This window comes from Vibrio sp. ED002 (assembly GCF_023277445.1).
GTDB classification, from domain to species: domain Bacteria; phylum Pseudomonadota; class Gammaproteobacteria; order Enterobacterales; family Vibrionaceae; genus Vibrio; species Vibrio jasicida.
The window spans coordinates 356,593-381,206 of the sequence record NZ_CP080239.1; the positions used below are offsets into that span (position 1 = coordinate 356,593).

Consider the following 24,614-nt stretch of genomic DNA (forward strand, 5'->3'; position numbering starts at 1 on the left):
GAAATGGCTAAAAACCATTGCTTAAAGCTCTAGCGATAACATCGGTACCGTCGCTTGGTACACGATAAGTTGATCTTTTTCTAGAGTGGGTGCGGTGTAATCAATATGGTCAAGGCCGAGGTTCTCTCGGACGTGTTTTTGGTCAAGGTCATAATCGAGGTAACCTGATTTGACCTCTATGTTAGTCGGCAGAACGGCGACCGATTTCACTTTTCCTGACCAGTTCATCAAAGCGCCTGCTGCATTCACGTTGAATGAGAGGGCGATTAGCATTAGCGATAATATTTGCTTTGTCATGATAACCTTCCTTGTTTATGCGACGTCTTTATAGCGGCCAGTCAAAAAAGTTCTTTAATGCTAATTATTGACTGAAGTGATGAGACATCACAATTCTTTACTATCAGTATGTAAGGCGACCGGACTGCGGGGATGATTAAATTTGGTGAGATTATGGATGAGAATTAAAGTGACCAAAAAGAAGGTAGGCAGCCACTCCTTGGCAAGCAGATTATAGGTCTAAGGCCAGCATAGGAACGTTCGCCTGATCGATAATGATCTGATCCTTTGTCAGGTTAGTTACTGATAACTCGACATGTTTTCCGTAGAGATCAAAGTGTACGGTTTCTTTCTCGACGGTAATATTAGCGGGAACTTGAGCGATCGAAGGTACGACTCCCGACCAGCCCATCGTCGCGGTTGCGCTGTATGAATTTAAAGAAACCATTGCGAGAGCCAACAAGCATTTGTTCATGATTCTATTCTCTATAGTTAGATTGATTAGGTTGATTAAAACGCGCGCAGTGTATGCTTATAAATGTACAACTAGTTTGATATATATCAAGTGGTAGGCATTATGAAAAAACATTTTATAAAATGCTAATTTATGAATGAGGAAGAAATAACCTAGGTGTAAAACCCAGAAAAAGGTGACCTTTTTTGCAGATTAGGTGTTGAAAAAAGTGAGATAAATCACCTGAATTCGGGTATAGTGCACGGCTAAATTTTCAAAGCTATCTAGTGGTTTGTTTAAGGAATACGCTCAATGTCATTTTCATCTCAAGGTTTTGCGCCAGAAGTGGTTAAAGCACTGGCAGAATGCGGTTATGAGAAGTTAACGCCAATCCAACAAAAGGCGATTCCAATGGCTCGTCGAGGCCATGATATTTTCGCTACTGCACAAACGGGTACGGGTAAAACCGCAGCCTTTTCTTTGCCAATGATTCAACGTTTGCTTGATAGTGGTCGTAACGCGTCTCGTAAGACAGCACGTGCACTTATCATGGCTCCGACTCGTGAATTAGCAGAGCAAATCGCTGATAACATCAAAGCTTACACTAAGTATACGAACCTCTCTGTTGCGGCTATTTTTGGTGGTCGCAAGATGTCATCACAGGTGACAGCATTAGAAAATGGTGTGGATATTCTGGTTGCAACGCCAGGACGCCTAGAAGAGCACATTGAACAAGGTAACGTTTCAGTAGCAAACATTGATTTTCTTGTGTTTGATGAAGCAGACCGAATCTTGGATATGGGCTTTATCAATGCGGTTCGTAAAATCATGTTAGATGTGGATACCGACCCACAGATCATGATGTTCTCAGCAACAACCTCTAGCCAATTGAACGTTCTAGCAAGAGACATTCTACGTAAGCCAAAGCGTATCGAAGTAGAACGAGCGAATACTACGGCTCAAACCATTGCTCACGTATTGTACCCAGTAGACCAGGAGCGTAAGACAGAACTACTTTCTGAACTTATTGGTCGTAAAAACTGGAAACAAGTGCTGGTTTTCGTCAACTATAAAGAAACCGCAAACGACGTAGTAAAAGAGCTGAAGCTGGATGGCATCAAAGCGGTGGTTTGTCATGGTGACCGTGCGCAAAGTGCTCGCCGTCGTGCTCTGGAAGAGTTCAAAACAGGCAAAGTACGCGTAATGGTAGCGACGGATGTTGCTGCTCGTGGTTTGGACATCGAAGACCTACCTCACGTAGTCAACTACGACATGCCATTCTTAGCAGAAGACTATGTTCACCGTATCGGTCGTACTGGTCGCGCTGGTAAGCAAGGTCATGCCGTGTCGTTTGTTAACCGTGAAGAAGAGTTGACGGTTGTACAGGTGGAAAACCTAATCCAGCAGCATATTCGTCGAATCGAACTAGCTGGTTACGAACCAAAACAACGTGAAGCTTACATCGAGAAGTTGAATTCAAAACCGGCATTCAAAAATCGTCAAGGTCGACGTAATAACCCGAACCAATCGGCTACGGACCAAGGCTCAGCAGAACGTCGTTTAGCGATGGTAAAACGTTTGAAAGCACGTCGTTCATCAAACTAATCATCGTTTATTGAAAAAAGACATTCTACGAAGAGCGCCCCTCAACCGAGGGGCGCTTTTTTATCTATGAAATGAAGAGGTTAATTCATCCCTATAAAATTGGACTCTCCTCGATAGATGATACGGTCATTACCACGATGAATGCCAAAGGTAACGACCGTTGGCGGGTTATCTTCTTCTTTATTGGTCTTATCCCAATTGTATTTCAACCAAGGTAAGTTATTGCCGCCACTGCTTAGATCTAAATGAAAGCGAACCTGTTCTCGTGCAGAGTCCACTTGGCTTGCGACAAGGTCATACGTTCTGCCTGCGTGCATTGTCCCTTCACCAGATAGCTTGGTGTTATTTGGTGAAGAATTCGACCAAATAGGGGTTCTGGAATGATGTTCTCCGTTGGCAGTGGTTGCGCTGTCTTCAAAGTGCGTCACAAAGCGGCTACCTTGCCAAACTTCGACGTCAAGTGGGACCTTGATGGTCATGCCTTGGTTACCGCCAACGTCTTTAAAATTAAGCCTGCCAAAGCGGATATCCGGTTGTTCTTTTAAGATATGTCGGTCATCAAAGAAGTGTATTTCATCGACGACGTTTGTGTGAGTTAGACCGATTTCACTCTTTGTTGATTTTGAGTCTTTATTGAATGGGCCGTCTGGATACTGGCCTTCAGTTGCATCCTTCTCCCAGCAAGGGCTATTGTCACAATTCGCGTTGCCAGTGGCTTTTTCAATAGTGAAACTGCCAACACTTGCGTCACCCACCAAGTTCCACTCAACCGAGTGCGCTGCTGGTGGAATGAAACGGTCTACGTAGTCACTCAATTCGCCCAAATGGAAGTGTTCTCGAAGACTGGCATCGAAATACACGTAATTCTCGATGTCTTCTTGTTTGGCATTAAGGGCGACCACGTCATAACGAACCTCTTCAAATGGTTGATTCATGTAAATGAAGTTTTGTTTCGTCGGGTACGTCCATTCTGCCTCTCTCACCTTAAAGTATTTGGCGTAGAAGCGACCAACATTTCGAAAGCCAGCGTTAACCGTCATATCAAGGTAGTGACTACTTAAACTTGCTTTGATCTTTAGGCTGCCAACTTCTTCCCAGTACAAGCCGGAGAAGGTGTATTTAGAGTTCTCACTCTCGGTATGGCTGCGAGTGAGTGACAAGGTACTTTCCAGTAACTTCTCGGATTGGTTTGCTGTTTCGGTCGGTGTCTTTTGTTTACTGCTTAATACGATGCTTGCCGAGGGTGCATCTTCCAACATAAAGTTGCCAGTAACATCTGCATCGCAATAACTCTTTGTATTTACTTCACCAGTAACAGAGCCACCACTTTGCCAAATGATGGGTTTAACGGTCAGTGAGAAGTGTTCTCCAGCGGCAATAAATCCAGGACCACTTTTCGAAGTACCGGAAGCTAGTGTGGTTGAACCGTCGCAAATGGCCAGTGTCCATGGTCGAGATTTGACATCAAATGTACCTTCAACGTATACAGAGCCATCATTTGGACATTCTGCGAAACCTGAGCACTCGAATCTATCGGACATTTTTACAGAGAACAATCCGGATTCATTCGTGACTAAACCATGGCTAGAAAGGCCATCTGAAAACTCTGCGGAGTAACGAAAGTTTCCTTCGCTCCCTCCCGCTGGCTTGATGAGAGGATGAGTGACTTTAGGAGTGCCATTGTAATTAGTCGCAATGACTTGTTCACCTGTAGTGGCACACGCTAGCAAGCGAGTGTTCACGGTTTTTGATTTACCTGCCACAACGTGAATTTCTTTCATCGAGCTCAAGTTTTCTTCATAAGCTTCAAACATAAATGGTGTAAACATAAACTGCACGGTTTGTGCTTTGTTCGTATCGTCAACCATGGTGAAAGTCAGTGTGTAATTTAAATCTAGTGAAATCGAATCGATATCATGCGGGATGACTTTTATTACCAACGTCCCGTCATCTTTCGAGATAAAGTTGTTGTTGTCAATTTTCTGTTTTCCTTCGACCATTTCAAGCGTGAATAGGTCAGGATGAGAGAGAGTAGCCAATACTTTAGCGCTCGTTACTTCATCATTGTTGGTTGTAGTCACGGTAAACTGAGGGAGTTCATCACCACACATTAGTGCGATGTCTTCTGTTGGTGTGACGATAAGGTCGAAATCGTCATAACTCGGTGGGATTAGCTCGCAAACAGGGACTTCTTTCTCTGGACAATTTCTGGTTGCATATGAGCAGCTTTGATCATCTTTTCCGCAGTATTGAGTGATGTCGTTGTTGACTCGGTGGGCTTCTATTTTCCCACACACTTGGCCGATACCATCCACAAAACTTGCAGTATGAAACGCTTTAATAGCATTATATTTTGCATAAACCGAAGTATTGTCTAGCGTGATGTTTGCACCTTTGGATTCTATTGCACCAAAAACATCGGTATTTGAGAGCGTTAGATTTTGTAAAGAAAAGAGGCCGCCGACAATAACATTCTTGTTCGCTCCAACTTCTACTAAACCGCCTGACGACCAAACATCTCCGCAGACTTGAGCGTTCTCAAGCTTGAGGTCTTGACTTGCAGTTACTTGACCGTTGACAACGTTGTAGAGGCCTTTTAGCTCGACAGTCATGCCTCTTGAATCTACATCACCATCGATAAGTACGTTTTCAAGTGAAATCGTATAATCCGTTTTTACATCGCCATAAATGTATGTGTAGTCGGTTTCGTGGTTGGCATTGCTAACTATTACGCCTTGGGATAGGGATTTTATACCTATCGGGTTTTCTGGAGAGCCAATGCTATTTCTACCTTTAAAGTTCAAGCCGGTAAAAGCACGAAGCTGAATCTTGGTATCTTGGGTGTTGATTATTTGTTCATCTAGCTCAAGTGTTATGTTTCCATGACAGTAGTACGCTTTATCATATTTTTGGTCGGTAGGTTCTTGTATCTGTATCTTCTCTGGGCAAAAACCGACCTCATCACCGGTTTTAATGTCAGCTAAATCAAACACTGTTGCCAGAGCGTAGGGGGAAAAAATAGATGCGAGTGTGATGAATATTTGTTTTAGCATCATCAAGTATCCTAAATCTAGTGGAACTTAATGGCACCAAGCGAGTGTGAGCAAAAGGCTCATCGAAGTTAAGTTTGCGGTTTAGTTTTTTATAGTATGCCCGCTTAGTTATTGAACTTTGGTTGCTTTTTATTCGTATGTCATACCAAGTTCATATGAGTCTATTAAAACGTGAATGTGATCTTAGTTCAATAGTTTTGGTGGGTATGTGTCGCACTTTTAGCGTATCAAATTGTTAGAAAATAATAAGAAAGGGTTATATGTGACCAAAACGGATAGAGCCAACACCTTAATGTTGGCTCTGATGTAGAAGTACGCCTTATGCGGCATGGTCGATCAAAGGAGCCATTTGATAAAGCTCTTGGAGAATCGCTTTCGTTTGTTTCGAATAGACAAGACGATCTTTGTCTCCGACAAGTTGTACCGCTTTTACCTTTCCTGATACCAGACACAGACGAATCGTACGAAGAACCATTTGTATATCCAGCGCGGGTGTTCCATCTAGACTGTTTTTTGTCAGTAGTGATGCCAAATCAATTGATATGACGATCTGATCACAATGGTCTAAATAGCTTCCGACTTGTTGCTTGAGGTGATTGCGGTAACGAAAGGTAAATTCGCGGTCGGTAACCCAATCACACCCTTGATCTTCGGCATAGTCCCAAGCTTCTTGTTTGGTATCTTGCTCACTCGCGCCAGCAAAGAACATGCGGACATTTGGGTAGCGTGACAGCGCAAAATGAAAAGCGGAGCCAAGGCGAGGGTCTAGTGTCGGTTTTAGGCTCATTCGGTGCCCGATATTTATGATGCCTATTTCGTCATTATCGCAAACCACAACTGGCAACATGGATAGAATGGCTTCCGTACAATTCGATAAGACAACCGGTATTGAGTGGCGCGAAAGAGACAAGCTTAATGCCTCTTGAAAATCGCCACTCTCAATCTGGGGATGGGAAAAGTGCCCAAGGTTCGCGGCTGAGCCTTGATCGTGTTGTTGATAGAGCCAGTCACTGGCATTCTCTAAACTTTGATCGGCCAAATCAAACGTGCCACTGCTCATCGGGGCTAAATGCTCACAAACCGTCATAAAAGAAAAAGGGTAATGGTGGACGGACTTATGAGCTCGATGAAGTTTGTAGCGTTTGAAAAAGCCTAACATGATGAATTACCTTTCTGGCGGCAACGCTCTCGCTGCCTGCAACACATGCAAAATGATACGCTGCTTATCCTTTTCGACCCGGTGAGCCGGAGCCATTACCGAGACTGCGCCAATCAATTTACTTCCTTTCATGACTGGTGCGCTAATGCCAGAAACACCAGGATCGATTTCTGATGTACTGACAGCGTATCCGTTCTTACGGATGGTACTGAGCTCTTGTTCCCATTCGCTGAGGCGATGATCTTGCCCAAAATGACGCAAGATTTTTTCGCAACGGCTTTGAGGCATGAAAGCCAGCATCACCTTAGATGAGGCGCCACGAAGCAATGGTTGACTTTGACCCTGGACGTAGCTGCATCGAAGCGCCTGCATACTCTCTTTCTGTCTGACACAAAGCGCGCGGTAACCAGAAGGCACCATGTAAGCGGCCATTTCGCCTGTTTGTTGAACTAGGCGAGCTAAAATGGTTTCCACCATATCTAAGCCATGTTGCGCGGTCTCATAGCTATGCATTAACAACAAAGCGGCTGGGCCGACTACAAATGTCTTGTCGTGGACACTTTCCTCTATCAAGTTCCATTCTTTAAGCAGCTTTAAATGTCGATAAAGACTACTCAAAGGAACAGCCAGTTGTTCACTGAGCGTTTTCGCAGAGACTGGGAATGGACTAACTGCGACTTGCATGAGCAATTGCAGCGCCTTTTCGTTTACCTGATTAGCGTTGGCTTTGTTTGTCGTCATGAGCATGTTGTAACGTGATAATGGGTATGCAACAACTATAATTCTTAAACGTTGAGAAAAGGAAAATAATTGGGATTGGATATTCTCATATAGTGAGAAAAAGCCATATTAATGTTTTTCCTTTAAGAGGAGGGCTCGCCATTTAAGCATCGGGTCATGATTTTTCTTCCTGCAGACTTCACCTTTACCTACTGGTTAAATTAGCAATTTTTGTGTGAATTCCTCTTCACAGATCGCATTCCAATCAAGAAAGTTGGTAAACTCTGTCTCTCAAATGAGCCATGTATCAATAACTCATTGTTATATTTGCGGCTTTATTGCTTGTTAACCATACTCAATCAGTGGATAGGTTCTGGCGGTTGCTTTTGAAGTGGTTTCTTAAGTATCTGATAGGGAAGCGTTATTTTTATTTTGTTTTTAAGTTTGATTGAGAAGAGATTATTCCTCGATGATAAATAAAGAGCTTTTGAAAAAAGCCATCATTTACTTGCTCCCGCTGCCCCTTATTGTCGCGGAAGTTTTCTATTTAGCGCATCAAAGTGTTCAACGTAACCTTGATCATATTCTTGATAAAAATCTGCAAGTTGCGGATGAAATCCTGTTTCAAATAGAGACAGAAAACCGGACAGCATTGATCAATCCGGAGCGTTGTGAAGCAATACAACAAAATTTAATGTTTGAGAGACACATTGACGAGACCTTGATCGTAAAAGATGGTCAGATCATTTGTTCCTCGAAACTGGGATCAATGAATCGTTCGATGGAGAACTATGTTCAGCTATATCGCAAAGGTGAACTTACGCTAGGTCATATCACTGGCTATGCTGACCAAGTCTTATTTCTGATCACCCCCAAAGAGGATGCACCGGAATACCAAGCCGTTACTATCGTGGATAGAGACTACTTTGGCGCGACGATTGGTTATCGTAATGATGTACGTTTAAAGCGTTCGGCTATGTTTGTTGGTAAGGATTCTGCGCCCAAAGATGCTTCTATGCAGGGAGAAAACGCAGTATCACTCGGCTACTCTAAGTTGTTTGACTACGAGGCTCTAGTGGAAGCCAGCGATTTTTACGTTGAGCAGAAGCGCTTTTCATATGTGATTTCAGCGCTTCCAATATTATTACTCTTTTATCTCTTAATTTTCTTAGTAAATCGCTTCATCGATCCTCAGCGAAGTTTAGTTTCTGACTTACGCAAAGCGATTAAGAAGCGGGAGCTCTTATTGCATTACCAACCTCAAGTAGATTCGAGAACTGGTAAAACGTTTGGCTATGAAGCCTTAGTGCGCTGGCCTCACAAACAGAAGGGTTTTATTTCTCCTGATGAATTTGTACCTGCGGCAGAAGAGAGCGGGTTGGTGGAGATGCTAACTGATTTCGTATTAGAAAGAGCGTGTGAGGATTTTTCTCAATTTAAGTTCGAACAGCCAGTCCATCTAGGCATCAATGTCCCACCAGGTTATCTTGCTGGCGCTCACGTAATAAGAAAAATCGAGACCATTCATCGGAAACTGAAACAATACAATGTTGAGATGAGCATTGAGATTACCGAGAGGCAATTGATTGATGGGGAGGCAAGGTGCCATATTGCGGCGCTCAGGTTACATGGGATTCAGGTGTTGATCGATGACTTTGGCACAGGGCAAACCGCATTGGCAGTTCTGCAACATATGAAGGTCGATTATCTGAAAATTGATAAGTGCTTTGTTGATACCATCGGGATTGACAGCGTTAATTCCACGGTATTGAATGCAATTGTTAGATTGGCTGAGGATCTACATGTCGATCTGATTGCAGAAGGTGTCGAAACTCGGGAGCAAGCAGCACACTTGACGATGTTAGGTGTGAACCTACACCAAGGCTATTTCTATGCTAAACCACTTCCTTATTCGGAAGTGGTTGGTTCTCAGTAAATGCTTACTCAGTACTCCCTTTATAGCATTGAGTCTGTTCGTCGAATCTGAATTCTAGATAATTCTGAATACTCTCTAAGCCATCTTCCTGATAGTGAGAAACATATAGGAGCTGGCTTAGGTTTTCTTTTGCAACTAACTCAAGGGTGTTTTTTACCAGCACTCGACCAAGGTAATCTAAACCTTGGTAGGGCTCATCCAGTATTAACAACGTTGGTTGTTTTACAATCGCTCTAGCTATTAAGAGCAAGCGCTGTTGACCATATTCCAGTTGTTTGAACGACGTTTTCTCATACTGCTCCATATGCAAGATTGTCAGCCACTCTTTAGCTATGTTGAGTTCTTTCTTACTTGGTTTGGAGTACAACCCAATTGAGTCATAAAACCCTGATAGAATGACTTCTAGTGCGCTGCAGTTGACTCGATATTGCAGATGTAGTGCGGAAGAAACCATGCCAATGTATTGCTTGATTTCCCATATGGTTTCGCCAGTACCGCGTTTTTTACCAAAGATCTGAATATCATTACTGTAACACTGAGGGTGGTCACCAAATATCAGCCCTAATAACGTGCTTTTTCCGCAGCCATTTGGTCCTTTCACTTGCCAATGCTGACCTTTGTCGATACGCCAATTCAAGTCGGTGAAAATGGTTTTCTCTGTATACTCGACCTTGCCGTTTTTTAGCTCAAAGATAGGGTTATCGAAGTGAGTTGAATGTTGGTGTTGGCGAATCAATGTCATCATCTCTTCGCTTTGTTTTTCTGACTGCGATTTTATCTGCGCTATGACAGGGTGTAGGTCCCAGCTTTGCTTATCCATGGTGCTATCAAGCTTGCCTGCGTTGAACAGCGCAATACGTTCTATCCAGTCAGGCATGTCAGATTCACGAGAGAAGGTAATCAGCATTTGTACTGATTGAGAGAGTGTTTGAAGGTAAGCCGCCAATGAGGCGCGGTGAGCGACATCCAAACCAGTAAACGGGTTGTCTAGCAACACTAAGTCAGGCTTGGTCGCTAGCGCTCGGGCAAGCATAACGCGTCGTGTTTCACCCGTTGAAAGCACTCGAAAACTGCTTTCTGCTAAATGTGATAAGTCGAGGTCTTCAATCAGATCCTGTGTGAAAGCTTCGTCTCGGCAGACTTCAAAAATCAACTGGTAAACGGAACTGCCTTGGTCAATACGGTCGAGGAAGTCGGTATCGTCCTTTTCTATCTCCAGTTCCAATAATCGTTGTTGCTCAGAAAGGGAGACCTGAGCAATATGACAATCCTCGATATTCAGTTTACCTGATTCAGGTTTAATTTCACCACACAGTAAGTCACCAAGCATCGAACCAATATCGCCCTCAGAACTGAATATACCCCAAGATTGCCCGGCTTCAATCTGCCAATCGTCGATAGAGAGAGTAGAAGTGTTTTCCTTTGCAGTAAGCTGATGAAATTGAATCGGCATTGTGTCTGTCTTCCATGATTTATTGTTATCTTGCTCCTAGTTATAACAAGTCTTGAGTCTGCATAGAACGAATTGATGTGCGGATTTTTTCGTCGATTGCGATAAGTGCGGAGTTGGTCAGTAAATCTAGAAGAAGGTGAAAGGGAAGAATATGTAGTGGGGTCGCACACGACTAGGGAGTTAGAAATCCCGTAATTTTCCAAATGCTAAAACGACGAAAGCCCGTTGATTTCTCAACGGGCTTTCTAAATGTGGCGGAGAGATAGGGATTTGAACCCTAGATACGCTATTAACGTATGCCGGTTTTCAAGACCGGTGCTTTCAACCACTCAGCCATCTCTCCGTTGCGGGACGTATAATAGGGTGAGGTAGAAACGTTGTAAAGTATTGATTTCATCTAAAAGAACTGTTTGCGCGTTTTATAGTCACACTTCTAGAAGGTGAATATCACAAATTACCGTAGAAAAGATGATTGTTACGATATATTGTAGAGTATTTACTTTATGTTGTGGTTACTTAATAAAATAGTGTTTTATTGCTATCTTCATGAAAAATAAGAATTAAATAACTTTGAGTATACATGTGTTCGCCCGAAAGTATTTGCAACATAGTGTGAGTTAATTCAAAATTAACTGGTATAGCCAGTTGTGCTTGAATTTATCGAAGGGTTTTTATGAAAGTCACGAATCTATTTAAAGACAAAGTTGGTGCGATCTCTGCTCACCAATCAGAGTTTATGAATTGGATGTCTCCAACGCTACGCGATTATTGGGGTGACTTTTTAGGTCGAGCACAAAGCAGTTTTCTTTTTTCTAAAGTACGTGATCATCAGCAGCCTGCTGTGAATGAGGAAGTGATTTCTCAACCTGATCCAATTGTCCTAAAACCAGAAGCACAAGTGCTTTTCGATGAGTTGAGCGACAAGGTTGGTGAAGTGATCCACGTGGGTGATTGGGTTCATGTTTCTCAAGAACGTATCAACCAATTTGGTTCGGTAACGGAAGACATGCAATGGATCCACACCGACCCAGAACGTGCTTCAACAGAATCACCATTTAAAACTACGATTGCTCATGGTTTCCTGACGCTGGCGCTTTTGCCGAAGCTTACAGACTCTGTTGATCCAGAAAAACCAATGTTCCCAACAGCAAAGTTGGTCGTGAACCTAGGTTTAAACCAAGTACGTTTCCCGTACCCTGTGAAGGCGGGTAACAATGTACGTGCATCAAGTACGCTTACTAAAATCACACCAATCAAGAAAGGCCTTGAGATTGAGCGTGAAATCAAAGTAGAAATTGAAGGTATTCGTCGACCTGGAGCGGTAGTTGTTTCTGTGATTCAGTTGCACTTCTAATCGGAATAAAAAGATTCAAACAAAAAAGAGAGCTCAACTAGGCTCTCTTTTTTGCATCTGTGGTTTACTGATTGAAGCTTTTTACTGGTGTGTAACCGTAATCTGCAATCGCTTTTTGACCTTCTTGCGATTTCAGAAACTTCACGAAGTCTTTGCCTGCTTTTTCCAATCCATCTACCTTGTACAGAACTAAAAATGGGCGAGCTAGCTTGTATTTGTGATTGGCGATATTGCTCGCTGTAGGAGCAGTGCCTTCAAATTGAATCGCTTTTATTGACCGGTCAACTGAGCCAACAGAGATAAAACCAATCGCGTGAGGGTTATGGTTTACGATGGTTTTTACCATGCTATTGCTGTTGACGACAAGGTTGTTCGGATTGATATCAGAGACCAGGCGGTCGTTCACGATCTTGGTTAATCCAAGTAGACTTTCAAAGCTGTAACGAGAACCGGAAGAGGCTTCACGAGTGACGACTGCGATAGGTTGGTCTGTACCGCCAACTTGCTTCCAGTTGTCGACTTTACCTTTGTAGATATCAAACAGTTGTTGTTCCGAAAGGTTGGCTACAGAGTTAGTGCGGTTAACAACAACAGCAAGACCATCATAAGCGATAGGGAATACGTTTAAGTCTTCTCCTTTCTCTCTTTCTGTTAAATAGCGAGAGCTCATCCCCATCTCAACCACACCTTTATTTACCATAGTGATACCAGCGGTTGAGCCAATACCTTGCACGGCAATATAAGCATCAGGGTGTGTTTTATTATATTCTTCTGCAAGTACATCCATTACTCGTGCAACGGAAGTAGAACCTGAAATATTCACTTCTTTTGCCACAGCAGAAGGAAGGGAAAGAGCCATGGCTAATACAGTTGCCACAGTAAAACGTAACATATTGAACTCCATATACGGTATATCGCAGCGCTCATCATATTTCGTTCAGGTTACACTTTTGTGAATGCAGATTGATATCCATAGCGAATTATCGATTGCGCTCGTTTTATGTTGATAACTATCAATAATATCGGATGGGAGGGTTTCACTGATTTGAAGTGAAAGAGGTGACGCAGTTAGCTTTTCGGCATCAAATGCGATGCTATTCTAGACTTGAGCGGGCGCATGCCCGATGGTGATTTCTGCCTCTCTCAGGCACTTGGGTATATACTAAGAACAACATATCAGGAGTACGCTCATGTCCGTGTCTCAAATGGCGACCAGTCGCCTACATAAGTTGGTTCAAACGCTTTGCGCTAGACGAAATGTCAATTTGCCAGTAGAAGCGCTGGGGAAGTGCTTGTACGAGCCTATAGAGAACGGTGTCGAGCTTTATCATGCGCACTTCTTACTTGATTCACAACACAGTGAGTACACATCTCCCATCGCTAAAATCCTATTTGATGCTAAAACTCAGCTTTGGTGCTTTTATGTTCCGACCTATAGTGAAGAAGAACTGGTATGGATACCTTACGAGAAGCTACCAAGTAGTCAAACGCTTGAGGTGCTTCTCGCCGAACTGGAAAGCGATCCTCAAGCGTGTTTTTGGGATTGATGGCTAACTTATCTTCAACCCCGATTACTTTGCGATTTGGCTACGAAACTCTTTTGGCGTGATGCTGTAAATCGATTTAAATGCGGTACTAAAATGTGCTGCGCTTTTAAATCCAGATTCAAAGGCAATTTGAGTAATGGATTTCTGAGAGACACGAAGTTGGGTTGCTGCATGGTTGATGCGCTTCACTTTCAAAATATGAGAGAACGAAAGGTTCTCCGCTGCCAATCTACGCTTGAGTGTGGCGATAGACATACTCATGTGCGTTGCTAACGCTTCTAACGTAATGTCTTTTTCTATGTTCTTTTCAATATACTTAATCGCCTTCTGAGACGCGGTTAGGCTGCTTGCGTCATCAATGATAGATAAGATGTCAGGCTGAACTTCTACCATCAGTGACAACAGGGCGAGGGCAATATGGCTTTGAGCGTATTGTGGTGCTTTGTTATCTGCTAATTCAATTAACGCGCTCTTAAGCTGCGAGATAACTAGGTGGCCTTGAGCTGAAAATGGATAAAAGCGACGATCGTCGGTGTCTGATGTAATCGTGGGGTGGGCCGATTTGAATTCACTGAACAAACCAATGTCAAAGACCAAGGCAATCGCTTTAAAACCGCCAGGTTTGGCTTCTGCACTTCTCAAGTCCGCTGAATTATAAAGGGTGAAATCTCCTGCTTTCAGTTCAAATTGTTCGCCACTTGGCTGGTTGATAACAAGGGTGCCTTCCTCAACAACATATAACCCGTTGTGGGTGGCGGTGTAGCGTTCACTTTTGCGAGCAGTGAAGTGATTAAAGCGAATGATCTCAATGTTCGGCATATTCGTTCTTATCGTTTTTACATGACAAATAAAAAAGGCGCTCAGTTGAGCGCCTTTAAACTTTAACCGGTATTATTCACTCACAGATTCTTCTGTTTGTGTCGCTGGCTTATCAGCGAATACCTGGGTCGGTTTTGCAACTAAACTGCGGTTTTCTTGGTTTACGTCCGAAAGAACAATTTCCAATGTATCACCCAGTTTGTATACCACTTCTTTATCGATAGAAATGGTACCGTTGTCACCGTTACACTCAATTCTTTCTTTATTATCAAGAATCAAGCTACCAGGAATAAAGGCCGCTGCGCCATTTTCGAGAAGTCGAACACGTGCACCAGCACGATTAATATCGAAAATCTCACCTGTGAAACACGTTTTCTTACTTGGCTCTTCTGCAAGAGTACGAGCATATAACCAATCTGACACGTTTCGCTCGGCAATTTTGTGGTGCTTACGGTGCAGTGCTAATTCTTCGCCGACTTCATCATCAGGTGTTTGAACCGGTTCTTTGCCAAGAATGACGGCTTTCAGCATGCGGTGGTTGATCATGTCGCCGTATTTACGGATTGGTGAAGTCCAAGTCGCGTAGATATCTAGACCCATTGCGTAGTGAGGAAGTGGTTGGTTGCCTACTTCACTGTACGTTTGGAATTTACGGATACGGTTATCTAGGTATGTCGTTTCTTGTTCGCCCAACCAACGACGAAGTGCCGCAAAGCCTTCTAGTGTCGCAACTGATTCTGCTGTGAATTCAAGTGTACCCTCAGGGTTTACCATTTGAACGACTTCTTCGATTTTCTCAGCTTTCAAGCCAGCGTGTGTGTTGAACACGCCCGTTTCAAATTTGTCACGTAGTGTACGGCCTGCACAGATGTTTGCAGTGATCATCGATTCTTCTACAAGACGGTTTGCGCTGCGGCGCATGTCCGCGTGAATTGCAATAACGTCGTTGTCTTCGCTTAGTTCAAAACGGTAGTCTGGGCGATCTGGGAAGATTACGGCATTCTTTTCTCGCCAATCAGCGCGAGCAAGAGAAAAGTCATATAGGTCACGAACGATGGTTGCGATTTCTTCTGATGGTTGCCACTTGTCTGAGCTGCCGTTTTCTAGCCAATCTGACACATTGTCATAAGCAAGGCGTGCATGAGACTTAATGTTTGCTGCGAAGAAGTTGATGTCATCACCAACGACACCTTCTTTGCTTACTGTCACAGTACAGCAAATCGCAGGGCGTACTTCATCTTCAATCAGTGAACATAGGTTATCTGCAAGGTCACGTGGAAGCATAGGAATGTTACGACCTGGAAGGTAGATAGTGTAACCACGTTCACGTGCAACCTTATCCATTTCGTCTTCTGGTGTAATGTATGCAGTTGGATCGGCAATTGCGATGGTCAGTTCAAAGTCGCCAGACTCTGTCTTCTTCGCAAACAGCGCATCGTCCATATCTTTGGTTGATTCGCCGTCAATGGTGACGAAAGGTACGTGTGTCATATCAACACGTTCTAGATCCGCATCGTCTTTCAATTCCCAGTTATCAATGCCAGCAGGCTCTGAGTTTGGCAAATCGTTTTGTGCAAGCGTTACCCACCAAGGTGCAATCTTGTCGTTTGCATCGGTAATCTTCTCAGAAATCTCTACGAAGAATGAGTTGTCACCTTTAAGAGGGTGACGAATAAGATGAGCAACAACCCAGTCGCCTTCAACGAAATTGTCAGGCTTTAAGCCTTTCTTTAGTTTCGCTTTAAGAGAGAGCTTTTTCAGCTGTGGGTGATCAGGTGCAACGTTTAGCTTGCCTTTGAACATTTTTACTCGGCCAATAAAGCGAGTTACAGCTTGTTCTAGCAGCTCTTGTGGTTCTGCGACTTCACGTTCGTTTTCAGTGCGGATGATGGCAACGACTTTGTCGCCGTGCATGCACTTTTTCATGTACGCTGGTGGGATGAAGAAGCTGGTTTTGCTGTCCACTTCCAGGAAGCCAAAGCCTTTATCGGTTGCTTTGATTGAGCCTTCTTTTTTAGGCAGGTTTTCTTGGATTTGTTGCTTAAGCTGAGCTAATAGAGGGTTATCTTGAAACATCTTTTCTTAACTTACCAATGGAATTGGGCACACTATAATCATTGCGGGCTATTATTACTACCTAAAGCCCCCAAATTCACTGTGAATTATTGATGAATTGAACAGCGTTGTGGTGCTTTTCTCTACGGAGAATGGAGGGGTAGGTGGAATTTTATGCGAATATTACCATTAGTGAGAATAAATTGTGATGTAATTCAATTTTTTCTAGCTTTTTTTATGCATTTAAGGAATAATCCGCCTCCCTTAGTCGTCCCTAATGGCTTATCGCGGTTGTGTACTGTGCTAATTCCTTTCTGAATGGATTTAGTATCTGGATGGATCAGTATCGAATTGGAAGAGCATATGGGACTGTTTTTTTGTTTAATTAAGTAGGATCCCAATGCAAGATTCTGTTATTCAATTCAGTGATTTATCTCTGAATGATTCTATCCTTTCTGCTCTAGACGGAATGGGTTTCGTGTCACCAACTCCAATTCAGGCTGCGGCAATCCCACACCTATTGGAAGGTGCTGACGCGCTGGGCAAGGCACAAACGGGTACAGGTAAAACGGCAGCATTCTCTCTGCCTCTTCTAAACAAGCTAGATCTTGATCAGCGTAAACCACAAGCAATCGTTCTTGCTCCAACTCGTGAGCTAGCGATTCAGGTTGCGGCTGAAATGAAAAACCTTGGTAAAAATATCAAAGGTCTTAAAGTTCTAGAAATCTACGGTGGTGCTTCTATCGTGGATCAAATGCGCGCTCTTAAAAACGGTGCACACGTTGTTGTAGGTACTCCTGGCCGTGTTCAAGACCTTATCAACCGTGAACGTCTACATCTAGACGAAGTTAGCACTTTCGTACTTGATGAAGCGGACGAAATGCTAAACATGGGTTTCGTGGACGACGTAACTGCAATCATGGAGCACGCTCCTGAATCAGCTCAACGCGTTCTATTCTCTGCAACTATGCCACCAATGCTGAAAAACATTGTTGAGCGCTTCCTACGTGATCCTGTAACTGTTGACGTTGCTGGTAAAAACCACACTGTAGACAAAGTTCAACAACAGTTCTGGGTAGTGAAGGGTGTAGAGAAAGATGAAGCAATGTCTCGTCTTCTTGAAACTGAAGAAACTGACGCGTCAATCGTATTCGTACGTACTCGTCAAGACACTGAGCGTCTAGCTGATTGGCTATCTGCACGTGGCTTTAAAGCTGCTGCACTGCACGGTGATATTCCTCAGTCTCTACGTGAGCGTACTGTTGATCACATCAAACAAGGTGTTATCGACATCCTAGTTGCAACAGACGTTGTTGCACGTGGTCTTGACGTTCCACGTATTACACACGTATTTAACTACGACATCCCATTCGATGTTGAATCTTACATCCACCGTATCGGCCGTACTGGCCGTGCTGGACGTAAAGGTAAAGCGATCCTGCTTGTTCGCACTAACCAAATTCGCATGCTTCGCACTATCGAGCGCGTAACTAAGTCATCTATGGAAGAAATCCAACTTCCTCTACGTGACCAAGTTGCTGAAGCTCGTCTAAGCAAACTAGCTGCTGAACTGGAAGCAGAGAAAGAGCACAAGTCACTAGACAAATTCGCTGAGCTAGTAGAGAAACTACAAACTTCTCTAGAAATCGACCCAGCGATGCTTGCGGCAATGCTTCTTAAGCGTCAACAAGGTAAACGTCCTCTATTCTACATTGGCGAAGACCCAATGGTTGAAGCGATTGAACGTGACAAGCAACGTCGTAAAGAGCGCCGCGAAGGTGGTCGTGAAGGCGGTCGCAGCTTCAATACACAAGATTGGGATACTTACCAGCTTCAAGTTGGTCGTGAGCAAGGTGTTCAAGTGAAAGACATCGTTGGTGCTCTAGCTAACGAGCTTGGTCTAGGCAAAGGCTCTATTGGTGCGATTAAGCTAGCTCAAGGTCACACATTTGTTCAGCTACCAAAAGCAATGACTTCAGACGCAGCAAGCAAGCTAAGCAAGCTTCGCATCCGTCAACAAGAAGTTGGCGCTGTAGTTTGTGACTTCGATGACTTCCGTGAGTCTCGTGGTGGTGGTCGTCGTGACGGTGGTCGTCGCGATGGTGGTCGTCGTGATGGCGGCGGTTACCGTGGCAACCGTGAAGGCGGCAACGGCAACCGTGGTGGTGATCGTCGTGAAGGCGGTCGTCGCGAAGGTGGCTTCCGTGGTAACCGCGATGGCAACCGTGAAGGTGGCAACCGCGAAGGTAACCGTGAAGGTGGCGAGCGTCGTTTCGACCGTAACCGTGGTGGTGATCACCGTGGTGCACACCGTGGTGAACGTGGTCACGGCCGTGGTCGTCGCACGCAAGACGCATAGTATCTGCACACTATTGCATTAAAAAATAGTTGAATATGAAAGCCGAGCGAAATGCTCGGCTTTTTTGTCTCTGCTCTCCTATACTCTATTCATTCAAAAAAATTCGTAATATTTTTGTTTTCTTACTCATATATTGATGATTTTAAGTGTCTGATTCCACTTTAGTTGAGTGAACTCGATATATTTCACTGCTCAAATAAATTTTAAACTTGTCATAGATCAACAAAAATTACGCAAACGAGCAACTAACACTAAAAGATAGTTGAAAGATTAAAAAATTATTGAATAATAGAGAGCACAAACAAGAAGTACGAAGCGCGGATGCGCAATTACAACCTTTGCTCCACAACAGGAAACTATTTCATGTCTAATTCGTTTGTACTGGTGATCAACTCAGGTAGCTCATCACTAAAATTTGCAGTCATCGACTCACAATCTGGCGATGCTGTGCTAAGTGGTCTGGGCGAATGCTTTGGTCTATCAGACGCTCGTATGAGCTGGAAATTCAACGGTGAAAAATTTGAATTTGCTATTAAAGGTAATGAGAACCACCATCAACTTGCAGTAGCAAAATTAGTTGAGTTAGTAAAAGAGTACAAATTAATTGACCATGTTGTTGCTGTTGGCCACCGAGTGGTTCACGGCGGTGAGAAGTTTACCAAGACAGTCCGTTTAGATGAGTCTGTTATTGCAGACGTAGAAGCGTTAAGTGACTTAGCCCCTCTACATAACCTTGCTCATGCGATTGGTATGCGTGCTTCTATGGCTGCATTCCCTGAGCTCCCTCAGTTTGCTGTGTTTGATACTGCGTTCCACCAAACAATGCCTGCAAGAGCTTATACCGGTGCAATTGCTAAAGAACTTTACACAGACTTTGGAATTCGTCGCTACGGCTTCCACGGTACGAGCCACTACTTCGTAAGCCGTGAAGCTGCGAAGATGCTGAATAAACCAGTGGAAGAATCAAGTTTCATTTCTGTTCACCTAGGTAACGGTGCTTCTGTTTGTGCAATCAACAACGGTGAGTCTGTAGATACATCTATGGGTTTCACGCCGCTGTCTGGCCTGATGATGGGCACACGTTGTGGTGACCTAGACCCAGGTATCATTGAGTACCTTCTGAAGAAAGGTTGGTCTCAAGAGAAAGTGTTTAACTCACTGAACAAGGCTTCAGGCTTCTTAGGTGTTTCTGGCCTAACAAGTGATGCACGCGGTATTTTGGAAGCGATGGAAGAGGGGCACGAAGGTGCAACTCTAGCGTTCCAAGTGTTTACATACCGTGTGTCTAAATACATTGCGTCTTACCTTGCTGCTCTAGATTCATTTGACGGCATCATCTTCACTGGCGGTATTGGCGAGAACTCTATGCCAATTCGTCGTGAAATCTTAAACAACCTTAAACTGCTAGGTTTTGTTGAAGATGTGAAAGGTAACGAAGACGCTCGATTTGGTAACGCAGGTGTTGTTGCTACATCTGAGTTGCTTGGTGCGAAAGCACTGGTTATTCCTACCAATGAAGAGTGGGTTATCGCTCAACAGTCGGTAGAACTGCTGTAAAACGGCAAAAATTTTGGGAACTAAGTCAAAGCCCTTTCCGATTGGAAAGGGCTTTTTTTGTACCTGATACTCGCCACTTTAGTTACTTGATATGGATGTTGTTATCTCGTCGGTCATACATATCTGGTGTGGTATGCAGTCCTCCGGCATAACCTGCGGCTTCTAAGGTTTCCCTTACTTCTCGAACGTCTGCTGGCGTAACAGGCGATTGTTGATCGCCGAGGTGTTTACGTACGAAGGTAATCAATTCTGCCAAACGAGCGTCTGATAAAATGTCTTCAAAGCTTGCCATTGGCATAAAGTTACGTTCAGGGTCAATGTAAGTTGGTTGTAAACCTCGTACCGTTACAGCAATGGTGTTAAACGGGTCACTGTGCATGATAATGCCGTTGTTCAAGAGCGTTGGTGCTATCGGATCTCGTCCTTTACCATCGTTACCATGGCATGCTCCACATGTTTGCTTGTAAGTTGCATAGATTGGCTCTTGATAAGCCGCTTCATCAAACCCTTTAGGCTCCAAAGGAACAGCATCTGTGGCAATGAAGTTGTTTACGTCACCATTGAGCAGATAGTAGGACATGGATTCAACGTCTTCACGAGTCATTAAACTCAAACTGTTCTTGACCACGTCAGCCATCCCAGCAAACGCAGTGCCTTTGTCGGAATGACCTGTGTGCAAGAAGTCGGTCAGAGTCTTCTCATCCCAACCGCCCACATACAGCTCCGTGGACGTAATGTCAGGTGCGTTCCAGCCGTCAATCAAGTTACCTTGGAAGATGCGCTCAGGAATCAATGCTTGAGCAATATTCCTCGGCGTGTGGCACTCTGAGCAGTGTCCTAAGCCTGCAACCCAGTATTTGCCTTTCTGCCACTTCTCTACGTCATCCACCGCGCCCTCAAGCTCTGAGGGTAGGTTGTAGTCGATAGGGTCGGTGTCCATAAAGACAATGTTCCAGCCAAGGAGGCCAAGACGAATATTTGATGGGAACATCATGTGGTTTTCATCGTTACGACGCGCCACGGCAGGAATAGACTGCATATACTCCCACAAATCCGTCATGTCTTGTTCCGTAAGGTATTGATAAGAGGTGTAAGGCATCGCCGGGTACAAGTAACCATGTTTGCCTTTCCCGTGTACCAAAGCATCACGGAAGTTGTCGTAATCGTATTCACCAATCCCTTCACTAGCGTGAGGAGTAATATTGGTCGAATAGATTGTGCCAAATGGCGTAACAAACGGTAGGCCGCCGGCAAAAGGTTCGCCACCTTCTGCACTGTGACAAGCGACGCAATCCCCCGCGTGTGCCAGATATTCACCACGCTCGACAGATTGAGCGTTAAGTACTGCGAGTTTCTGCTCTTCTTCTTCGCCGGCTTTGCGGATGTAAGCACCAATCGCGAGGATCTCGTGCTCTGAGAGTTGGTTTTCAAACGCAGGCATCAAATTGTTCAAACCGTAATTGATGGTGTGTTGAATCTCTTCAATACTGCCACCATGAAGCCATACGCTATCAGAAAGGTCGGGCACTCCCGTTTCTTGATTAGCAATAGAACCGTCTCCATGGCATGAGGCACAGTATTGAACGAACAAGGTCTTACCCAACTCTATTTTAACTTCAGGCACATTGCTGTGGCGTTGATTGAGCGACGCAAGATAGTAAGAAACCTTGTCCACTTCGTCCTTTCTCATCACTTCAACCCAGCCGGGCATCGCACCGTTACGGCCTTTCGCTATGGAATGAATGATGGCTTCATCATCTCCGCCGTACATCCATTCTTTATCGATAAGGTTAGGGAAGTGTTTTTGACCTTGTGCATTATCTCTATGGCAGGCTGCGCAATGGGTTTGAAACAATATACGACCGCTACGGACAATATCGGCATCTTGTGCAAGTGCAGCCAAAGAGGTGTCGGTTACTTGACTAAATTGCTGGTCGAGTGTGGTTGATGGAGAGCTAAGTTTGTCGTCCGCTTGGTCATAATTCGCCAAGCCTTTCCATTCACCAAGCCCTGGATACAGAACCAAATACCCCGCAGAGAGTAAAAACGCGACAGCGTAACTAACGAAGAGGAGCTTAGGTGGTGGTGCGTCCTTTTCATCTATCCCATCAAAAGAGGCAATAGTGTGGTCTTGGTCCGCTTTGTGGTTGCTACGCCAATACTTGACGATAACGCCCACCATCAGAACAAAGAAGATTATGGTGCAGGCAACGGCCCACCAGTTCCAGAATGTGCTCATGGTGCCACCTCCTGTGCTGTATCTTGACCAAGACTTTGAAGATAACGAATTAGCGCTTCGCCTTTGGTTTTACCGCGAACTTGCAAGCGCGCATCGGAAATTTCTTGGTCTGTGTATGGAACCCCTAATATGCGTAGTGTCTCCATCTTGTCGACAATTGCATCGCCCGAGAGAGTTTGTTCGAACAACCAAGGGTAGGCCGGCATTATGGACGTTGGAATGACCTGACGAGGATCGATGAGATGCAATACATGCCATTGGTCAGAATATTTACGGCCAAGGTTGGTTAAGTCCGGACCTGTGCGTTTTGAACCCCATAGGTTAGGGAATTCGTAAATGTCATCTGATTCCTTGTTTGCGCGACCGTTGCGTTTGGTCTCAGGCTCTAGAGGACGAACCATCTGCGTGTGGCAGACATGACACCCTTCACTGATGTAAATATCGCGACCCGCAAGCTCAATGGCGGTTAAAGGCTCGGCCAAGCTGCCTTTGGCGATGTCGTCGGTGCGAAGAATATTCGGCACAACCCAAACTGCGAGTGAGAAGGAGGCCACAACCACCGTGGTTATGATCAAGATGACCACTGAGTGAGTAAAGTCTTTGCTCATCTTATGCCTCCTTTGCCACTAACACCGATGGAGAACGCACGGTTTTGTACAAGTTGAATGCCATCAGGAATAGGCCAAGTACAAAGAGTGCGCCCCCAAAGAACCGTAGGAACAACCATGGCGCTTTAAAATTCATGGCTTCAATAAAGCTGTAAACCAGTTCGCCATTCTCATTCTGAGTTAGCCACATGTAGCCTTCGCCAATACCAGCAACCCAGAGCGCGATGGCGTAAATCGCAACACCAGCATGCGCGAGCCAGAAGTGCCATTTTATCAAACGCTTTGACCACAACTCTGTTTTGTTCCATAGACGAGGAATGAAGTAGTAGAACACCGCAATGCCTGACATACCGACCCAACCTAATGCGCCGGAATGAACGTGACCGATGACCCATTCAGTATTGTGCGCGAGCATATTGAACCAGCGAATTGCCAGTAGAGGCCCTTCGAATGTGGCTAAGCAGTAGTAAAGAATGGCAGAGAAGAAGAACAGGCAAATGTAGTCAGATTTAAGCTTCTCTTTGTTTTGTAGCAGTGTCATCGCACTGTTGAAAGCGCCCGCCCAAGATGGAAGCCAAAGAATGAGTGACATGATGATGCCGATGTTTTGCACCCAAATAGGCACCGATGAATAAACCAAGTGGTGGGTACCTGCCCAAGTGTAAAAACCAACCAAGCCCCAAAAGTGGATGACAGATAAACGGTAAGAATAAATAGGGCGGTCTGCCACTTTTGGTATGAAGTAATAATTCATACCAATCACACCAGCAGTCAGTAAGAAGCCCACTGCGTTGTGACCCCACCACCATTGCACAATGGCGTCCTGTGCTCCAGCAAAGACGGAATAAGATTTCATCAACGATACAGGCATGGCCAAGTTGTTCACGATGAAGATCATGGCAATGACAATGATAAACGCTGCGAAGAACCAATTGGCTACGAAAATGTGGTCGACTTTTCGTTTGGCGATTGTGCCGAAGAAAAGCACCGCATAAAGCACCCAGACTAAGACGATCAAAAGGTCGATTGGCCACTCTAACTCAGCGTATTCTTTTGAAGTTGTGTAGCCAGCGGGCAAACTGATTAACGCCAAAAAGAGTACCAGTTGCCAACCCCAGAAAACCATCCAAGATAAGCTTTGGTTAAAGAGATTACAGCGTCCGGTGCGTTGAGCGATGTAGAGAGAGGTACCCATCAAAATGTTGACTACAAAACCGTATATTACGCCGGAAGTGTGTAGTGGTCTGAGTCGACCGAACTGGAAGTATTGAGAATCGAAGTTAAGTACTGGCCAATACAACTGCGCGGCGAGGATCACACCAATGATCATCCCGACAATAGCCCAAACTAACGATGCCAACACAAAATACTTCACAACTTTAGTGTTGTATTGAGTTGCTGCTTGTTCCATAAGAACGCT

18 protein-coding genes and 1 tRNA gene are annotated in these 24,614 nt (G+C 44.4%); 6 read left to right on the forward strand and 13 right to left on the reverse strand.

Translation table 11 applies throughout. The features are described from left to right. Window positions 1-21: 21 nt before the first annotated feature. Together ITG12_RS18400 and ITG12_RS18405 are read right to left on the reverse strand one after the other, a co-directional pair. Window positions 22-297 carry a hypothetical protein gene (locus ITG12_RS18400; protein ID WP_038869654.1) on the reverse strand — a complete coding sequence of 92 codons (276 nt, stop codon included), beginning with the start codon at window positions 295-297 and terminating at the stop codon, window positions 22-24. Window positions 298-508: 211 nt separating this feature from the next. Then, entirely contained in the window at window positions 509-751 is a 243-nt protein-coding gene (locus ITG12_RS18405) for a hypothetical protein (protein WP_039976164.1), read from the reverse strand. Between the two features lie 291 nt (window positions 752-1,042). Between ITG12_RS18405 and ITG12_RS18410 the strand changes: the two genes are divergently transcribed. After that, window positions 1,043-2,335, forward strand: coding sequence for a DEAD/DEAH box helicase (locus ITG12_RS18410; protein WP_038869656.1), 1,293 nt, complete (start codon window positions 1,043-1,045; stop codon window positions 2,333-2,335). 80 nt (window positions 2,336-2,415) lie between these two features. Here ITG12_RS18410 and ITG12_RS18415 read toward each other — a convergent pair whose 3' ends face one another. The 3 genes from ITG12_RS18415 to ITG12_RS18425 form a co-directional block, all read right to left on the reverse strand. Next, window positions 2,416-5,388, reverse strand: a complete 2,973-nt coding sequence (locus ITG12_RS18415; RefSeq protein WP_248875057.1) for a DUF6701 domain-containing protein — start codon at window positions 5,386-5,388, stop codon at window positions 2,416-2,418. 319 nt (window positions 5,389-5,707) lie between these two features. Continuing rightward, the gene (locus tag ITG12_RS18420; RefSeq protein ID WP_038869659.1) at window positions 5,708-6,547 is read right to left on the reverse strand and encodes an arginase; all 840 of its coding nucleotides are present in this window, start codon (window positions 6,545-6,547) and stop codon (window positions 5,708-5,710) included. 6 nt (window positions 6,548-6,553) lie between these two features. Then, the gene (locus ITG12_RS18425) at window positions 6,554-7,288 is read right to left on the reverse strand and encodes an IclR family transcriptional regulator (protein WP_038869667.1); all 735 of its coding nucleotides are present in this window, start codon (window positions 7,286-7,288) and stop codon (window positions 6,554-6,556) included. Window positions 7,289-7,736: 448 nt separating this feature from the next. Here ITG12_RS18425 and ITG12_RS18430 point away from each other — a divergent pair, with 448 nt between their 5' ends. Beyond that, the gene (locus tag ITG12_RS18430) at window positions 7,737-9,203 is read left to right on the forward strand and encodes an EAL domain-containing protein (RefSeq protein ID WP_248874671.1); all 1,467 of its coding nucleotides are present in this window, start codon (window positions 7,737-7,739) and stop codon (window positions 9,201-9,203) included. Between the two features lie 4 nt (window positions 9,204-9,207). On the opposite strand, the gene modF is transcribed toward ITG12_RS18430, so the two are convergent. Both modF and ITG12_RS18440 read right to left on the reverse strand, forming a co-directional pair. Beyond that, window positions 9,208-10,656, reverse strand: coding sequence for a molybdate ABC transporter ATP-binding protein ModF (modF, locus tag ITG12_RS18435; protein ID WP_248874673.1), 1,449 nt, complete (start codon window positions 10,654-10,656; stop codon window positions 9,208-9,210). Window positions 10,657-10,908: 252 nt separating this feature from the next. Beyond that, window positions 10,909-10,999 (reverse strand) — tRNA-Ser (locus tag ITG12_RS18440). A 330-nt stretch (window positions 11,000-11,329) separates the two neighbouring features. On the opposite strand from ITG12_RS18440, the gene ITG12_RS18445 reads away from it, so the two are divergent. Then, window positions 11,330-12,010 (forward strand): MaoC family dehydratase, encoded by a 681-nt coding sequence (locus tag ITG12_RS18445; protein ID WP_038866605.1) that lies wholly within the window; start codon window positions 11,330-11,332, stop codon window positions 12,008-12,010. Between the two features lie 64 nt (window positions 12,011-12,074). Here ITG12_RS18445 and ITG12_RS18450 read toward each other — a convergent pair whose 3' ends face one another. Then, a complete protein-coding gene (locus ITG12_RS18450; protein WP_248874675.1) occupies window positions 12,075-12,902 on the reverse strand; it encodes a phosphate ABC transporter substrate-binding protein in 828 nt (275 codons plus the stop codon). Window positions 12,903-13,200: 298 nt separating this feature from the next. Here ITG12_RS18450 and ITG12_RS18455 point away from each other — a divergent pair, with 298 nt between their 5' ends. Further along, window positions 13,201-13,557 (forward strand): DUF3024 domain-containing protein, encoded by a 357-nt coding sequence (locus tag ITG12_RS18455; protein ID WP_039975181.1) that lies wholly within the window; start codon window positions 13,201-13,203, stop codon window positions 13,555-13,557. A 24-nt stretch (window positions 13,558-13,581) separates the two neighbouring features. Here the strand turns inward: ITG12_RS18455 and ITG12_RS18460 are convergent, their stop codons facing one another. Next, on the reverse strand, window positions 13,582-14,376 hold the full coding sequence (locus ITG12_RS18460; RefSeq protein WP_038877240.1) for an AraC family transcriptional regulator: 795 nt from the start codon (window positions 14,374-14,376) through the stop codon (window positions 13,582-13,584). A gap of 72 nt (window positions 14,377-14,448) precedes the next feature. Continuing rightward, window positions 14,449-16,452: an exoribonuclease II gene (rnb, locus tag ITG12_RS18465; RefSeq protein WP_038866600.1), complete on the reverse strand. Its 2,004-nt coding sequence runs from the start codon at window positions 16,450-16,452 to the stop codon at window positions 14,449-14,451. Window positions 16,453-16,831: 379 nt separating this feature from the next. Between rnb and ITG12_RS18470 the strand changes: the two genes are divergently transcribed. Both ITG12_RS18470 and ITG12_RS18475 read left to right on the forward strand, forming a co-directional pair. Beyond that, window positions 16,832-18,790, forward strand: coding sequence for a DEAD/DEAH box helicase (locus ITG12_RS18470; RefSeq protein ID WP_038866599.1), 1,959 nt, complete (start codon window positions 16,832-16,834; stop codon window positions 18,788-18,790). A 363-nt stretch (window positions 18,791-19,153) separates the two neighbouring features. Further along, the gene (locus tag ITG12_RS18475; protein ID WP_038866598.1) at window positions 19,154-20,347 is read left to right on the forward strand and encodes an acetate/propionate family kinase; all 1,194 of its coding nucleotides are present in this window, start codon (window positions 19,154-19,156) and stop codon (window positions 20,345-20,347) included. A gap of 82 nt (window positions 20,348-20,429) precedes the next feature. On the opposite strand, the gene ITG12_RS18480 is transcribed toward ITG12_RS18475, so the two are convergent. From ITG12_RS18480 to ccoN, 3 genes are read right to left on the reverse strand one after another with little or no spacing between them, the layout of a single operon-like run. Further along, complete coding sequence (locus ITG12_RS18480) at window positions 20,430-22,586, reverse strand: c-type cytochrome (protein ID WP_248874677.1); 2,157 nt, start codon at window positions 22,584-22,586, stop codon at window positions 20,430-20,432. Continuing rightward, entirely contained in the window at window positions 22,583-23,194 is a 612-nt protein-coding gene (locus ITG12_RS18485) for a cbb3-type cytochrome c oxidase subunit II (protein WP_248874679.1), read from the reverse strand. The genes ITG12_RS18480 and ITG12_RS18485 overlap by 4 nt, the downstream gene beginning before the upstream one ends. 1 nt (window position 23,195) lies before the next feature. Next, window positions 23,196-24,605 carry a cytochrome-c oxidase, cbb3-type subunit I gene (gene ccoN / locus ITG12_RS18490; protein WP_038877236.1) on the reverse strand — a complete coding sequence of 470 codons (1,410 nt, stop codon included), beginning with the start codon at window positions 24,603-24,605 and terminating at the stop codon, window positions 23,196-23,198. Window positions 24,606-24,614 lie beyond the last annotated feature (9 nt).

Bases quoted from the DNA above. Each gene is read 5' to 3' on its own strand.
- ITG12_RS18400 (WP_038869654.1), bottom strand. From the start codon at position 297: ATGACAAAGCAAATATTATCGCTAATGCTAATCGCCCTCTCATTCAAC.
- ITG12_RS18405 (WP_039976164.1), bottom strand. From the start codon at position 751: ATGAACAAATGCTTGTTGGCTCTCGCAATGGTTTCTTTAAATTCATAC.
- ITG12_RS18410 (WP_038869656.1), top strand. From the start codon at position 1,043: ATGTCATTTTCATCTCAAGGTTTTGCGCCAGAAGTGGTTAAAGCACTG.
- ITG12_RS18415 (WP_248875057.1), bottom strand. From the start codon at position 5,388: ATGCTAAAACAAATATTCATCACACTCGCATCTATTTTTTCCCCCTAC.
- ITG12_RS18420 (WP_038869659.1), bottom strand. From the start codon at position 6,547: ATGTTAGGCTTTTTCAAACGCTACAAACTTCATCGAGCTCATAAGTCC.
- ITG12_RS18425 (WP_038869667.1), bottom strand. From the start codon at position 7,288: ATGACGACAAACAAAGCCAACGCTAATCAGGTAAACGAAAAGGCGCTG.
- ITG12_RS18430 (WP_248874671.1), top strand. From the start codon at position 7,737: ATGATAAATAAAGAGCTTTTGAAAAAAGCCATCATTTACTTGCTCCCG.
- modF (WP_248874673.1), bottom strand. From the start codon at position 10,656: ATGCCGATTCAATTTCATCAGCTTACTGCAAAGGAAAACACTTCTACT.
- ITG12_RS18445 (WP_038866605.1), top strand. From the start codon at position 11,330: ATGAAAGTCACGAATCTATTTAAAGACAAAGTTGGTGCGATCTCTGCT.
- ITG12_RS18450 (WP_248874675.1), bottom strand. From the start codon at position 12,902: ATGTTACGTTTTACTGTGGCAACTGTATTAGCCATGGCTCTTTCCCTT.
- ITG12_RS18455 (WP_039975181.1), top strand. From the start codon at position 13,201: ATGTCCGTGTCTCAAATGGCGACCAGTCGCCTACATAAGTTGGTTCAA.
- ITG12_RS18460 (WP_038877240.1), bottom strand. From the start codon at position 14,376: ATGCCGAACATTGAGATCATTCGCTTTAATCACTTCACTGCTCGCAAA.
- rnb (WP_038866600.1), bottom strand. From the start codon at position 16,452: ATGTTTCAAGATAACCCTCTATTAGCTCAGCTTAAGCAACAAATCCAA.
- ITG12_RS18470 (WP_038866599.1), top strand. From the start codon at position 16,832: ATGCAAGATTCTGTTATTCAATTCAGTGATTTATCTCTGAATGATTCT.
- ITG12_RS18475 (WP_038866598.1), top strand. From the start codon at position 19,154: ATGTCTAATTCGTTTGTACTGGTGATCAACTCAGGTAGCTCATCACTA.
- ITG12_RS18480 (WP_248874677.1), bottom strand. From the start codon at position 22,586: ATGAGCACATTCTGGAACTGGTGGGCCGTTGCCTGCACCATAATCTTC.
- ITG12_RS18485 (WP_248874679.1), bottom strand. From the start codon at position 23,194: ATGAGCAAAGACTTTACTCACTCAGTGGTCATCTTGATCATAACCACG.
- ccoN (WP_038877236.1), bottom strand. From the start codon at position 24,605: ATGGAACAAGCAGCAACTCAATACAACACTAAAGTTGTGAAGTATTTT.